Here is a 14,838-nt window from a genome sequence, read left to right as displayed (position 1 = left end):
ATGGAACTTGTCCGAAGCATTCTGTCTATTGCCATAAATGCCACAAGGATGGACGGCGGAAACAGGATTATTTTCCTCTTCTCGCTTATAGCTATCTTTCCCAATTGCAACCCTGTTCTAACGAACGCATTCCAGATTTACCAGAAGTTTTTAAATCACCCCAATCTGCAAAGCTTCTAAAAAGCATTACATTTCAACCCATTTCCGCATCAGGTTGGCATGAGCCTTTAAAACCAAATCAAATGCCTTCGTTTTGCCCGTTTGCTCAAACAGGGCTTGGCTGGCAATTTCCAGATCCATCAAAATTTCTCGATCGCCCGGATCGCGGATCAGGCTTTGAACCCAGGTGCAGGCAACCAGACGGACCCCTCGCGTTACGGGTGTCACTTGATGCAGCGTCGTCGAAGGGTAAACGATCGCTGAACCTGCCTCTAGCTTCACAGGATAACTGCCTTGATGGGTTTCAATTACCAGTTCTCCTCCGTCATAGCTGTCCGGATCGCTGAGGAACAGGGTCAGCGAAAGATCCGAGCGGAAAAATTGATTTCCCATCAAAGCATTATCGATATGGGTGCCATAATGCATTCCCACTTCAGTGCGGCTAAACAACGGAGAACGAATCATCTTAGGACACGCGACCCCTTGAAACAACGAATTTCGAGTCAGGGCAGTCACTACCATTTGGCGAAGCTCAGTGGCGATCGGGCTATCTTTAAGCTGCAAGTTGTGCTTTACGGGTTGGGCATATTTACCAGCGGTTAGTTTGCCATCTTCAAATTCTGCAATCCTCAACTTTGAGGTGATGTAATTCAGCTCCTCCTGGGTAAGAACCTGATGCAGGCAAAAACCAGCAGGCAGGGCAATGAGATTGGTAGATAAAGGGTTTGAGGCATTGGAAGCACTTGAGTGCGGCGGGGAGGATGGGGGAGATGCAGAAGATGGGGAAGATGAAACGGGAGAGGATGCAGGGAGGGTGGGAACATAAATGGGCTGGTGGTTCAGCCCTGCCTGATAGTTTTGCCAAATCATTTGATAAGCAGATTCGAGATGGCGAACAGTTTGTTCTGTATTAAATAATGGAGCATTCGATCGCGCCTGCACCAACCGTTGCCGAAGTGCTTGCAGCTCATCAGGATGGGTAGCCAAGTAAATGGCTTGCTGCTCATAGGCTTCTGGACTGGTGGTAATCAATTCTGGCAAGCCAACCGCGCTGAGGCAGCTAGCCGCCATCCGCGAAGCAAAGGCTTCTCCAGCACAGGTCAAAAGCGGCAACCCTGCCCAGAGCGAGTCAACTGCTGTCACACAGGCATTAAACTGCAATGCATCCAGGTATAGATCTGCACATTGCAATTGAACTAAATATTCTGCCTTGGGAAAACTGGATGTAAAAATTAGCCGATCGCCAGAGATACCACTTCGCTCTGCGTGGGCAATCAAATTTTGCTGGGCAATCGGATCATTTATTTTTAACCAAAGAACGCTATCAGGAACGTTTTTTAGAATCCGCATCCACACGGCAAAGGTATGCGGCTCAATTTTTGCGTTTTTGTGAAAGGCACAAAAAACAAACGCTGCATCGGGCAAACCGAAATCACTTCTTTGAAATACAGTTGGGGCGATTACTTCCTGATTGTTGGTGACGATGTGTGAATGGGGTAAGTAAATACATTGCTCAGTTAAATGAGTTGCTTGCTCTGGAGGTGTAGCAACTTCATCGGTAATGAAATAGTCAATGTAATCTGCCCCCATTGTGCCAGAATGCCCTAAATAAGAGACGATGAGCGGAGCCGGACGCAGGGCATAGATACTGGTTTGGGCGTACTCGGTATAGCCTTCTAGATCAATCAAAATATCAATCTGATCGTTATAAACTTGTTGGGCAATTGCCTGATCCGACCAACCCTGCACATCCTGAAAACAATCACAATCAGCTTCTAGTTTGTGGCGGTAAGGGCTGTTATCATTTTTACCCAGCGAGTAGGCAAACACTTCAACCTGCTGGCGATCGTGCAGTTCAAACAACCGATAAATTAAGTGGGCAATCGCCTGATTCCGAAAATCTCCAGAGACATAGCCAATCCGCAGGCGATCGGGGTGGCGGGGTGGGAATAGGAAGTTGAGTTGCTGCCGCAGTGGGGCAATTTTTTGAGCGACTGCCTTAGCATGGTTTTCGGCTAAAACTTGCTGTTGGGCAGCCGAAAGCTTGAGGGAAAGCACATCGTAAGGGACAATATCTGTACAAATTTGGTGTTGCCCGATTTGCCACAGTTTTTCAGTTAATTCAGCCAAGTCTGTCCATTGGGCGGTTTGCAATAATACTTTGAGTAGACCGTTTAGCGCTTTGAGGTGTTGAGGATTAAGCTGCAAAATGCGGCGGAAGGCAGCTTCAGCAGTTTGCCATTGTCGTTGTTGCGTTTGCAGGTTGCCCCAGTTGCTTAACAGGGGAATGTAGTCTGGCATCCGTTGCAGGGCTTGCTGAAAGTGGAAAATGGCTTCTTCCCTGCGCCCTTGCTTTTCTAGCAAAGTGCCGATCGCGTTGTGGGCTTCACTATACTGCGGCTGAATTTGTAAAGCTTGCTGACAAGCCTGTAATGCAGGCTGGGTTTCCCCAAGCTCCTGAAGCGCAACAGCCAGGTTATACCAGATTGCCTCTAGACGCACTGCAAACAAACGGTTGAGCGGCACGGCTGCTACTTCTGCTCGATCGGACAATTCCAATGCTTTGCGGTAGTAGCTCAATGCGGTGTTAAAGTCTTGCTGTTTTTGTGAAACATTGCCCAGTTGGTAATAGGCTGCAATGCAATGTGGTTCCTGCGCCAGCAAATGCAAAAATTCCTGGGCTGCCTCTTGCCATTGTTCTAGCTTCTGTAACCCGATCGCCCGGTTATATCGTATGTCTAATGCTTCAGGTTCCAGCATGAGTGCCTGCTGATAGGCAGAAATCCCCGCTTCTAGCTGTCCTGCCTGACAGTATGCCAATCCCAAGTGGCTGTAAATCTCTGCCTGCGTTGGGTCAAGGTCGATCGCCCGTTGCAGATGGGCGATCGCTTCCGAATGCTCTGATCTTTGCAGCAGCGCAAACCCTAAAAAATGATGCCCCTGAACGTGATCAGGCATCTGTGCCATTAGTTGACGACAGTGCTGAATTGCCTCAGCCCAATGCCCCCTTTGCCCTAGCTGAATTGCCTGCTGCAACATTTCATGACTCGAATCATGCCTCGAACGGGATGGGGTCGAATCACTGGAGGCATCGGGGGTTTGTAGAGAAGAACGAGGCATAAAGCAATTCAAGAGTTGCTCAAGCAACCGGACAAGAAACAGGTCTATTTTCAATATGCCCAGATTTGCGCTTGAATCAGCATCTACGCCGTTTGGCTGTTTTGCTTTAATCCACGATTTCATCCCTGGTTGTACCAGATTTGCAGAGAGGGGAAGAGATGCGGTAGGCTTTGGGTCATACCGTTGGTAATTCTTAGCCGATCGCGTCTGACCCGTTCAAGTTCTATTCTCAAGTTCCACTCTCCAGTTCCATTCTTCTGTGTTGCCCATTTCTCCTGCCTCCCCCTCCTCAGCTTCCCACTGGCGCGGACATCTCCACCTGGAATTTCTGCATCGCTCCTCTAAAACGATTCTGAGCCACAGCCACGCCCAGGCTCCCCTCAAGATACAGCGACCGTTTTATCCCGAAGGGGATGCCGTTTGTCATAGCGTCATGCTGCATACAGCAGGGGGAATTGTCGGCAGCGATCGGCTCTCTAACCAAATCATTCTTCACCCCAACGCCCAGGCCTTAGTCACAACAGCCGCAGCCGCTAAGGTGTATGGCAGAAGTGGAAAAGAGGCGCAGCAAACCACCCAGATCTCGATCGCGGCAGGAGCCTGTCTGGAGTGGTTTCCCCAGGAGACGATCGTGTTTGATGGGGCCGTGTATCAGCAGGAAATGCGGGTGGATCTGGCGGCCAATGCCATCTGGTTTGGGTGGGAGATGACGCGATTAGGGCGGAGTGCTAGAGGGGAACGGTTTGCCAGTGGAAGCTGGCGATCGAAGATAGAAGTGTGGCAGGGCGATCGGCTCCTGTGGGTGGATCCGCAGGGAATTCAGGGGGGGAGTGAGATGCTGGACAGTCTGCATGGGTTGGCGGGATGCCCGGTGGTGTCCAGTTTTGTCATGCTGGGGCGATCGGTTGTTCCTGAGGAAGTGGAAAAGGCGCGATCGGTCTGGCAGGGAACGGGGGAGGTCGGCGCAACTCGGTTAAGGGACGGAATCCTTTGCCGCTATCGAGGGCAATCCACCGCAGAGGCTCGCCACTGGTTCATTCAAGTCTGGCAAATTTTGCGATCGGCTTATTGCAACCGTCCGGCCTGTCCGCCTAGAGTCTGGCAGCTATAGTTCGATCGAACCAATATAGTTTTGCCATGCCTGAACGAAGATGTATACCGACAGCATCGCCAGCATTGCCCGAAACGCAAAGCTAACCGCTGAGTCAGGCAGCTTGGGCAGAAACCGGGTGCTGAACTGTACCCCAATCAACCCGCCAAAGCCCAAAATCAATCCCGGTACAAACAAAACATTCCCTGCAATCATGTGTCCCAAACAGGAGGAAATCGCTGTAATGACAATGACCCCCAAACTGGTTTGAATCGCGGTTTTGATGGGTTCTCCTAACAGCAGAATTTGCAGGGGAACCATAATCACCCCACCCCCTACGCCAAATAGACCCGCCAAAAATCCAGCTAATCCCCCAGTGATTAAGCGGGCAGCCAGGGGGCTAAACAGTTTAGTAGAATCCCCTCCTCTAGCGATAATTCGCTTTCGCATCTCCACCAGGTAAATATTCAGGAGCAACAGGACTCCAAAGGCCGCAAGAAGCAAATAGGGCACAAACAAACCTGCTAAGTACGCCCCAATTTGCGCTGTGATCACCGCTGGAAAGCCCAACAGCAAAACGCGACGGGTATCAAAAAATCCCATGCGCCAATTCTGAATACTACCGGCGATCGAGGTGACTAAGATGGCCAGACTGCTTGTGGCGACTGCCTGAACGGGAATAAACCCCAGAGCCACCATGATCGGAACCAGGACAACCCCTCCCCCAATGCCCAAAAATCCAGCCAGCACCCCTGAAAAGATGCCGCCCAGTGCCAAAAGAATTCCGTTCGCTTCCATTCCTGCCCTACGTTCCTGTAGTTGGTTTAGTTTGAGTCTACCTGGTTGGAAAGGACGGGCAACCCATCCCACAAGAGTATTGCTGGAGGGCAGGTATGCTGCCCATCCTAGAATCTTCGGAGAAGGACGGGCAAGATGCCCATCCCACAAGAGAAATAGTTGAAGGAGCGTGTCCTTGCTCATCCCATCAGTTTAAAGGGAGCGTTTTACAACCGTCCAGCTTGCTGCCGTGCCCGTTCCGATCGAGACAAAGTTTGCTGTTGCTCCTTCATCAATAGCTTCATGGCAGGGGTACTGAGCATGGCAAATGCCAACATCAAAAAGCCCAGCACTTCCAAAAAGCCATTACCCGAAATCCCCCCAATGTACAAAATGGGCATTGACAACAGGGCAATCACTCCCGCGATCGTCTGTAATTTTGCTTTCAAACTCATTCGCATTGACGTTCCTCCAATCAGTTGAATTCAATCAATTTTGTTTCCTTTAAGTTTCTGTAGCGAAGGACTGAGTGATGAGGACTGAGGACTGAGAATAAAACCAGGTTCAGTTCTAGCTCTATGTCACTAACAGGCAAGATATCCGCGCCACGGAAAATAACTCCTCACCCCTCACTCCTCACTCCTCACCCCTCACTCCTCACTCCCTAAGCCACTATCAACGCCACCACGCCAATCACCGCTGCAATCAACAACGCCAGCGGTAGGGTGACTTTCAGTACATCCCCTTCCCGTCCCAAAATCCCTGCGGTCGTTGTTCCCAGAAGCACGTTACCAGGGGCGATCGTGTTTCCAGTGGCTCCGCCTGCGGTTTGGGCTCCCAAAATGGCGAACTCGTTCAGGTTGGCCACCTGGGCTGTCACCTGTTGGAAGCTGCCGAACAGGGCATTGGAAGCCAAGTTGGAACTGGTCATGAATGCTCCCAGGACACCAATGTAGGGAGATAGGAAGGGATAAAATCCACCGGCCACTTCCGCCACGCCATAGGCTAAGACTTCTGCCTGTCCACTACCCCGTAACACAAAGGACATGGTGACGAGGGAAGAGACGGCAATAATTGAGGGTACGGATTTATCAAGCGTTCGACCTAAAATGCGTTGCATACTTCCCTGCCGGAAGGCTCCCATTGCCGCAAAGGTGAAGTAACCAATGAGAGCGGCCGCCAGCAAGAAGGTTCCAGCGTGAGTAAAGATCGTGACGCTGGTTTCAGTGGAGCCATTGGCAAAGCCCAGCCCGGTGACCGTTTCCGGATAGGATAAGCCGAACCGAAAGAATTCCAGGGCGTTTTTAATCGGAGTAATCAGCAGGATGCCAAAGGTGAGGCCCAACAAGGAATAGTACGGTGTAAAGGCTTGATGAACCCCCATTTGCGGTTGCGGTAACTCATCCCCTGCTGCTTCGCCTCTGGGAACATCTGTAAAAATGCGGCTGGAGCGAACCACCGAAGGACGCTGATACTGGGGCAGTTTCCCAATTACAAAGATCAGGGCAAAGGCAACCACACTGGCAATGAATCCATTAATCGTGTCATTCCATTGCGAAAGCACGATCGTCAATCCACCCTGCACCAGGGAAATCGGAATCACGGCGGCTAAACCTTCCCGCACTCCCGCCAAACGCCCGTAGAGCCAGCACACCAGTAATCCCCCAGCAATGCTGATCACCCAAATAAATCCAGCCGCATAAAGAGCAGTCACAGCGGCATCGGCTTCGCTCAGGGCCGTCACCTCCTTCAGGGTTAACCAGGCGACTGCTAATGTGCCAAAGGTATTATTCCAGGCATGACCGACCAGCGGAATAATTACGGCATACAGGGGACGCACTCCAATTCCGACTAATAGCGGTGCTGCAACTGCGATCGGCACTCCAAATCCGGTAATCCCTTGCAAGAAAGAAGCAAACACCCAACCAAAGGCCAGAATCTGAATCAGACGATTGGGTGAAAATCGTTCGATTCCTCGGCGGAAGGGTTCAAAGGCATCGGCTTCCTGAGTGACTTCATAGATCAGGATGGCTGAGATCACAATATAAAGAATCAAAAATGCTGCCCATAACCCCTTCACGCTTTCTAAAGCCACCAGCGTTAAAGGAGCCTGAAACACCGTCAGAGCGGCGATCGTTGCAATAATCCAGCCGATCGGGCCGGCTTCTGCTGCCCCCCACCGAAAGCCAATCATCAGAATTAACAACACGGCGATCGGTAAAAAGGTGAGAAACCAATTTAAGCCAGTAACGTAAGCCTCCATACAGTAATATCTCCCTTAGATTATTTGCGGAATAAAACCATTTGTCCGTTGAACGCGATTGGTACATTGACCGCGATTGCGACGAATCTAAATAGGCGAATGAACTTCACCATCCCACCGCAATCCCATCACTGCGCGGATCAGAACCGCCCTGAAGAATTCCAGTTGTTGGATCAATCCGAATCATGTGGGCATGTCCCATTGCTTCCGCCCAGTCGTTGATCAGCTTAACGGGATGGCCTCTGTGGGACAGTGCGTGAGCAATTCCAGTATCCATTCGCCCTTCCAGTGACAACGCACTACTTTCAGCTCCCCAGGTGCGTCCATAGAGCCATCGGGGCAAGTCGATCGCCGTTTGCGGATCAAAGCCAAAATCAATCACGCGAGTCAGCATCGCCACCTGGGTTTGGGGTTGTCCTTCGCCGCCCATCGTGCCGAACACCAGTTCCGGTTTGCCGTCAGCATTCAAAGCCATGGCGGGAATCAGGGTATGGAAGGTGCGTTTGCCGGGTTGCAGACAGTTGGCATGGGTTTGATCCAACGAAAAGAAAGCACCACGATTCTGTAAAACTACACCCGTTTCCCCAGCGACGATGCCGCAGCCGTAGTCAAAATACAGGCTTTGAATCATCGCCACCGCATTCCCCTCCGCATCCACCACGGCGGAAAAGGTCGTGTCACCTCCGATCGCCCCTGGCTGATAGGAACTGGCTGTGGTTAGATCAATCTGCTGACGACGCTCCTCAGCATAGGCTTTGGAGATTAGGCGATCGAGGGGGATCTGGACAAAATCAGGGTCAGTCAACCAGCGATCGCGGTCAGCAAAGGCAGCTTTGGTGGCTTCTACCATCAAGTGATAGTAATCGGCCGTACCATGCCCGATCGCCTGCAAATCAAAGCCTTCCAACAGGTTAAGCATTTGCAGCACCGAAAAGCCCTGAGTGTTAGGCGGCATTTCACAGATCGTGTAACCGCGATAGGTCGTGGTGATCGGTTCTACCCAGTCTGAATGGTGAGCCGTAAAATCATCCTGGGTCAAAATCCCGCCCAGTTCCTTGAGCGATCGAACAATCTCTGCGGCAATTTCCCCTTGATAAAAAGCATCCCGTCCGTGGCGGGCGATCGATCGCAGGGTATGGGCGAACCCTGGATTCGTCAGTACCGCTCCCACTTCTGGAATTCCTTTGGGGAGAAATGCCTTCTGGGAAAAGGGATATTCAGTGAGCAGAGCCTCATTCCTGCGCGTCCAGTTCACCTGAGATGCCGACACCGGATAACCAGACTCAGCATACTGAATGGCAGGCTCCAGAACTGCCCCTAAGGACAGTTTGCCGAAGCGAGCTTGAGCGGTTGCCCAGGCATCCACCGTCCCTGGAACCGTAATTGCCGCCAGGGGGCCACGAGTTGGAATCGCCTGCAACCCCTGCGATCGATAAAATTCGCAAGTAGCAGATTGAGCCGATCGCCCAGACCCATTCAGCCCGTGAACTTTCTGGGTTTTGGCATCATAAATCAACCAGAAGGAATCTCCCCCTGCTCCGGTCATATGCGGGTATACCACCCCGAGGGTGCTGTTAATGCTGATAGCTGCATCAACGGCATTTCCGCCTTTTTGTAAGGTATGCAGCCCTGCGATCGAGGCTAACTGATGGGGACAAGCCACCATTCCGCGGGTCCCTAATGCCACAGGGCGCGTTGGATATCGGACGTTGGCAGACATTTTGCTTGCCCTGAGAAAAACGACGACACTCCATCCCACCGATGAGAACCGCAGGGACTGTATACCGGGTACACAATTCCCCTGGCGTTCTGCATCCTGGAATCTAAAAGCCTTTGCAAAGAAATTTAAGAATTTATGAAGTGTTTTGTCGTATATCGGTATACAAATGGGCGTTATGTCAGGAAATCAAGATAAATAAGGGGAGTCAGCAGTCAGGAGGGGGGAGTGGGGAGTGGGGGGGTGGGGTTACGGACACTGGCACTGCGGACAAAAATGGGCCGATCGCCCGGCTAGCTTTAACCGCTCAATGGGAGTCAGACAGATGCGGCAGGGTTCGCCTTTGCGATCGTAGACCCAGGCCACACCACCGTAATTTCCGTTAATTCCCTGCACATCCCGGAAGTCACTAAAGGTCGTCCCTCCAGCGTTAATCGCATCGGACAACACCTGCACGATCGCGCCATGCAGCGTAGTCATTTGTTCCAGGGTCAGTTTGGCGCAGTGGGTTTGGGGGTGAATGCGGCTGAGGAAGAGGGCCTCATCGGCGTAAATATTCCCTATTCCTGCCACGATCGTTTGATCCAGCAGGGCATTTTTGATCGGACGATGGCGATTGTGGAGTCTGGAAGCAAAGTAGGCGATCGAAAACTGATCCGAAAAGGGTTCTGGCCCAGGGCAGCCAGTCCGGACATGATTTCTTCTGGCGGTTGATCAGGCGGCATCCACCACATTTGCCCAAAAGTACGCTGATCAACAAAGCGCAATTCTTGCTGGTTGGGAAAGAAGAGACGAACCCGGCAGTGGGTTTGAAGCGGCAGGGTTTGAGCAACCCATAGCAGTTGTCCTGTCATCCGCAGGTGAACCGCCAGCCAGCCATGATTCGGACTCAATTCGGCCAGAAGATATTTGCCTCGACGATGCCACTGGACGATCGCGGCTCCGGTGATACCCCCCAGAAACTCAGATACACAAAAGGGGTGGGCAATGGTGCGATCGAGCAACACTTTCCCACCCGTAATAGTTTGATTAAGGGTTACCTGATTCAAACCCCGTCGAACGGTTTCAACCTCTGGTAGTTCTGGCACAATTCAAATCGTAGATCCAACCACGTTCAGGACTTGTCTATTCTGACCTGTCCCGACCGTGAGTTGTTAAACTTCAGCCAGTTCTTCCAGAGAAAAGTTGTTGGTATTGACTCCGCCGGATGAACCACTGGAGCCGTTGTAGTTCACCTTTTCAAAACGAACGATCACTGGGTATTTGATACCGCTCTGATCCACGGAAGCTACAGTGCCCACTTCGTTGTACCAGTAAGACTCCTGCCGAAGAACTCGAACTTTAGAACCGCGTTGAACCATGAGTCGTTTCCTTTTTAAGGTTATTGATCTTTAACGCCTATCCGAGACACCACCGGAGGGCTGAATTTCAAGACTCTGAATCTCAAGACTCTGAACTTCAAAGCTTTGAACTTCAAAACTCCGATCGGGTTTTTGGATAGAGACTTAATAAGACGGCTTCCTCAGAAAAGAAATCCGGGAAGCAATAAACTGCGATCGTTTTTCAGCGTACTACTCCGTCAGGTCGATCGGTTGATTTTCGTTTTAAGTTTTATTGCTGAGAATTGAAAATCATCAAGTTGGGTTTCGCTTCACCGTTATCCCGGCTGGTTGGGACGGGCAGAAGTCGGCAAGGTTGCAGCAGGGGAAGGATCAGGAACACCGCCTTCACCCACTGATGTGATCACTTCAATACCAAACTGCTCAAAGACCACAGCAGGTTCTGGCCCGTTCATTTCAATGCGCTTCACGACGACCTGTCCATTCGAGAGCCGTTGCCCCACCCGCACATAGCGACTGCTGGCCTCGTTGGGTGCATTCACGATCGCGTAGGACGTACTGCCGATTTGCACCACTCCCAACACTTCAACGGCTCTGGCTAAAACGGGTTGGGGTGGGGGAGGCGGCAGGGGCGCGGCGGCAACCGCAGGAGAGGGTTGAGGCACCAGGTTTGGAATGGGCGCAAGCCCACCTGGCGTGGTCGGGGTAGTGGTCGTCGGAGTTCGTCCAGTACCGTTGCCCGTTGTGCCAGGGGGAGTCGGAGTTTGAGCGGTCGTACCATTGCCCGTTGTGCCAGGGGGAGTCTGGGCTGTTGGAGCCTCGGGCTGAGGGGTTTCGGTAATCGTAATTTGAACGGAAGGAGTCGTGGGCACGAGGGAGAATGGATCATTTCGTTCTCCATCCAGGGACTGAAGACGCTGATCTGGATCGGTGGAGGGGATCAGATCTAAATCGCGGGGTAGGGAAGCCTCAGTCACGGTGTCTGTGACGGGAGCTTCTGCATCTGCAACGGGTTCTTCAGTGGGTTGCTCCGCTGGTTCGGCTGCCTCATCGGTGGGAGAAACTGCCACGGGACTTTCGGTTGGAGTCTCTTCTCCAGTTTCGCCACCTCCAAAAAGACCGCTTGGCAAAGCACATCCACCGATCGTCATGGCAAAAACCGTCGCCGCAACCAGTGGAAACTTTGTGATGAGTGAAAATCGATGCATTCCTCCACCCCCGGAGATAACGATCATAAAATCTTTACTACTTCTTTCAGAATAAACTAAATTCTTTCTATTTGCTTGCGGAAAACACGGAGTTTGGACAGCCGATCGTTGCCCTTTAAGCTTCAAATCTTGTTTGAAAAATCAAAAACAGATCATCAGAAACTGGCCTTTGATCCAAAACAAATCTAGAGAACCGGAAGAACACGATCGATGAGCTCCGGTTCCCCTATTGAATTGAACATGAAATAGACATTGATTCTGGTTCAAACGTCTATGTCTAGCCCATTATTACCATTGTTACTGTTATCACTGTTGCCACCGTTATCGCCGTTGTCACCGTTATCACCATTGGCATCATCCGCATCGTCGGCATCTGCCACGCCTTCAACATCTTCTTCGACCTCCTCAGCATCCGCTTCACCTGCCTCTAACTCTTGCACCTCTTGCGGCACCACAGGCTCATAAAAATCGGCGATTTCTAAATCTCCCGTTAACCAAACACCACCAAACGGCAGCAGGTAGAACAAAAGCGCAATATAGCCGAACGCAAAGAATCGCCCCTGACCAAACCAGCCTGCGGTGTGTTCTGCCAACCATACAGGAAAGTGACGAATCTGTCGGATCGGAAACAAGATTGCAATGGCAAAAAACTCAAGTATCAGATGGACAAATGCCAAATTTAAAGCAGCCACCCCTGCTGGATCCCCATCGCTGGCTAAAGCAGTTGCCGCAATAATTGCGGTGGTTGAAGTGCCAATGTTTGCCCCGACAAAATAGGGGAGGGATTGGGCCGCAGTCACCACAGCCAAAGCAATCAGTGGCACCAGCACGGAAGTGGTAATACCTGACTGCCTGCCACATCTTTTTACGCCTTCGTAGAATTATGGCTGACAGGTTAACGAACAGATGCGAGTGAACCAAATCTGGTTATAGAAGTCACGTTCTGCTCGTTTGGAAGCAAAAACAGGTTGCGGGTCTTGGGGCAGCAGAGCAACCGGAGAGAGGAGTTTTCTGCCTTTGTGCATGACTCCTTGGAGCCAACGCAGCCCGATTTTGAGATAGCTAATGCCTCGCTTCCAATGGGGGTCTACCTGTTGGCGCAACCCCGCTAATTGCACCGCCATGCCCTGAGTGGTGGCATAAAGCAGGGCAATGGCGCAGACCAAGTAGAGCCGTACTATAGCTTCAGGGGAGCGCAAACGCGAATCTTCCAACTCAAAGGCACCAGACTTGCTGTCCAAAAACAATTCCTCGACGCGAAACCTCAAGGCATACTGCCAAAGCGTTTGTAGGGTTGGAGCTTCGTCAGTCACGACTGCCCAAGCATCTTTGGCTCCCTGCACCGTTGCCAGAACCAAGTTACAGCGATGCTCACCATCAAGCCACAAGCCCACATTCTGATACAGACGGGCTTCGCCCAGGGGAGGATAGAGCGTCCCAACCATCGAGGGAGAGCGTCGTTGGGTATGGATCAACACATCACACGGTAATCGCAAACCGTAATGCCAACGGCTCTGGCGTAGCCATTGCATCAATTGGTGATTGGCAAAGCCGCGGTCGGCTAACAGCATCACATCAGGATGATGGCGCAACAGCCACCGAGCACGGCGCAATAGGGGTTGATACTCCTCAAAGGCAACGGTGGCACTACCCTGTTCCACAACTCGCCACAGCAGGGGAATGGCTCGTCCACAGCACACCACCGATAGATGAATCATGCAAAAGCGGTTCCATAGAACCGTTGTATCCAAGGCTAAGTACAAGCGCTGGTGCTGCCATCCCCTCAGAGCTACTAGCACCAACGGTACGTAGATTGCCACCACGCTGATGCGGCAATTGCCCATAAATCGCTGCCAGCGTCGTTCTGTACTTTGCGCTTTGGTCGCTCGACTGGGCACATACGGCTCCCATGCCGCTAAGTTCAATTCTCCACTACAGAGCAAGGCACTGACCATCCATCCCAGGGCTTTCAAGTGACGTAGGTCGCACACACGACTGTGTTGACGCAACTGGTCGAATAGTTGACTATACAAATGGGTAGAGGTTGTCATGATTTTTGGCTGTTTGTGTGATAACTCTAGCCTCTCATGTCTCTCTACCCTTTTCGCCAATTCCCTCGTGTTTATTCGGTTTCACCTACTTCTGTCAGGCAGCCAGGGTCTAATCGTTCCGGTTGAGCGGCTGCAAAATCCCACAACTTAATACTGGCTAACCCTGCCAGTCCGCTCCAACCGGATTGTTCGGCTGCGGATTTGGCAAACTTGAATCCTTTGGTAACAGTCCAGCGCGTTGCATAACTACTTCTCGATCTTGTCGAGCCAACCTGATCCACTCTCTAAAATCGTCCTGAGAGGAATTATTTTCAAACCAATCCCTAAGCTCTTTTATTTTTTTACTGGAACTCCAACTCAGTGGAACAAGCATAGTTTCAAAATATGGAATATACCATCTCATAAACACCTCCCCGAAAAGGTCAGGGATCATACTAGAAACAACTTGCTTGTGCTTAATAGAGACCCAAAGTCGTTGATAGAAATGAATTATATTCCAGATATGAGAATATTCTTCCGGTTCTAAAGATGCAGAAAATTGAACCAAGGGCTTATCAAGATATTTAACAAGAATTCTGCCAGCCGTGTTTCTTGATAGAAGTACATCTTCTGAGCTAAATTCTCGGTGCAATTCGAGCGTAGTTTGAATTTTGGAATGACGATCAGAAGTCACCCACGAAATCAATGAACCGAGCAATACCCCAAAAATCCCAAACAATGCTTCTACCATTGGCATTGAAACCAGAATTACTTTGGTGAAATTGTAGCAACATCTTTACCTAATGCTTTGACAAGCTTACTTTTCCTGATTGGGCTGTTAACTCCCACAGATAAACTTCCGAGAATGACCTCCACCGAAAGCCTAAGCAGCCGAACAATTTATTGTATAGAGTTACTCTGTATAACTACCCAGTACGAGCAGTTATACAGATTATCTGCTGTATAATCACTTGATTTGGGTGAATGAACAGCAGGTAGTCTGCATAATAGCCCTGCTGAAGGGAGATATGCAGCAAAATTCTGGATGTTTTCCATTTTGATCTTGGCTCAATAGGTGTTTCAGGGAGATGGAGGTGTAGGGGAAGCTGCTGTTAGGATAGCAGAAGCATTGTA

Annotated in this window: 11 protein-coding genes and 1 pseudogene; 1 reads left to right on the top strand and 11 read right to left on the bottom strand. The window is 50.8% G+C overall.

Translation table 11 applies throughout. The features are described 5' to 3' along the window. Positions 1 to 186 precede the first annotated feature (186 nt). The gene (locus ACM1PF_RS16370) at positions 187 to 3,279 is read right to left on the bottom strand and encodes a Fe2+-dependent dioxygenase (protein ID WP_416676346.1); all 3,093 of its coding nucleotides are present in this window, start codon (positions 3,277 to 3,279) and stop codon (positions 187 to 189) included. Between the two features lie 262 nt (positions 3,280 to 3,541). Between ACM1PF_RS16370 and ACM1PF_RS16365 the strand changes: the two genes are divergently transcribed. Then, positions 3,542 to 4,390 (top strand): urease accessory protein UreD, encoded by an 849-nt coding sequence (locus tag ACM1PF_RS16365; RefSeq protein WP_416676345.1) that lies wholly within the window; start codon positions 3,542 to 3,544, stop codon positions 4,388 to 4,390. On the opposite strand, the gene ACM1PF_RS16360 is transcribed toward ACM1PF_RS16365, so the two are convergent. The 10 genes and pseudogenes from ACM1PF_RS16360 to ACM1PF_RS16315 form a co-directional block, all read right to left on the bottom strand. Beyond that, positions 4,385 to 5,167 (bottom strand): sulfite exporter TauE/SafE family protein, encoded by a 783-nt coding sequence (locus ACM1PF_RS16360; RefSeq protein ID WP_416676683.1) that lies wholly within the window; start codon positions 5,165 to 5,167, stop codon positions 4,385 to 4,387. The genes ACM1PF_RS16365 and ACM1PF_RS16360 overlap by 6 nt on opposite strands. A gap of 206 nt (positions 5,168 to 5,373) precedes the next feature. Continuing rightward, positions 5,374 to 5,607: a hypothetical protein gene (locus ACM1PF_RS16355; RefSeq protein WP_416676344.1), complete on the bottom strand. Its 234-nt coding sequence runs from the start codon at positions 5,605 to 5,607 to the stop codon at positions 5,374 to 5,376. A gap of 203 nt (positions 5,608 to 5,810) precedes the next feature. Continuing rightward, positions 5,811 to 7,409 (bottom strand): L-lactate permease, encoded by a 1,599-nt coding sequence (locus ACM1PF_RS16350; RefSeq protein WP_416676343.1) that lies wholly within the window; start codon positions 7,407 to 7,409, stop codon positions 5,811 to 5,813. Between the two features lie 106 nt (positions 7,410 to 7,515). Continuing rightward, positions 7,516 to 9,096: a gamma-glutamyltransferase gene (gene ggt / locus ACM1PF_RS16345; RefSeq protein WP_416676342.1), complete on the bottom strand. Its 1,581-nt coding sequence runs from the start codon at positions 9,094 to 9,096 to the stop codon at positions 7,516 to 7,518. A 279-nt stretch (positions 9,097 to 9,375) separates the two neighbouring features. Further along, positions 9,376 to 10,214: pseudogene (locus ACM1PF_RS16340) on the bottom strand (DNA-formamidopyrimidine glycosylase). Positions 10,215 to 10,280: 66 nt separating this feature from the next. Further along, on the bottom strand, positions 10,281 to 10,487 hold the full coding sequence (locus tag ACM1PF_RS16335) for a photosystem I reaction center subunit IV (RefSeq protein ID WP_416676341.1): 207 nt from the start codon (positions 10,485 to 10,487) through the stop codon (positions 10,281 to 10,283). Positions 10,488 to 10,783: 296 nt separating this feature from the next. Beyond that, positions 10,784 to 11,674 carry a hypothetical protein gene (locus ACM1PF_RS16330; RefSeq protein WP_416676340.1) on the bottom strand — a complete coding sequence of 297 codons (891 nt, stop codon included), beginning with the start codon at positions 11,672 to 11,674 and terminating at the stop codon, positions 10,784 to 10,786. A 263-nt stretch (positions 11,675 to 11,937) separates the two neighbouring features. Then, complete coding sequence (locus ACM1PF_RS16325; protein ID WP_416676339.1) at positions 11,938 to 12,498, bottom strand: hypothetical protein; 561 nt, start codon at positions 12,496 to 12,498, stop codon at positions 11,938 to 11,940. Between the two features lie 57 nt (positions 12,499 to 12,555). Continuing rightward, positions 12,556 to 13,725 (bottom strand): transposase, encoded by a 1,170-nt coding sequence (locus ACM1PF_RS16320; RefSeq protein WP_416676338.1) that lies wholly within the window; start codon positions 13,723 to 13,725, stop codon positions 12,556 to 12,558. Positions 13,726 to 13,882: 157 nt separating this feature from the next. Beyond that, entirely contained in the window at positions 13,883 to 14,455 is a 573-nt protein-coding gene (locus tag ACM1PF_RS16315; protein WP_416676337.1) for a hypothetical protein, read from the bottom strand. Between the last annotated feature and the right edge of the window lie 383 nt (positions 14,456 to 14,838).

Origin of the sequence: Egbenema bharatensis FJBBOT/2019, from assembly GCF_048077055.1 — a bacterium.
GTDB lineage: Bacteria > Cyanobacteriota > Cyanobacteriia > Elainellales > Elainellaceae > Egbenema > Egbenema bharatensis.
Note: the sequence above shows the minus strand (reverse complement) of the source record. Positions and strands in the feature narration are given on the sequence as shown.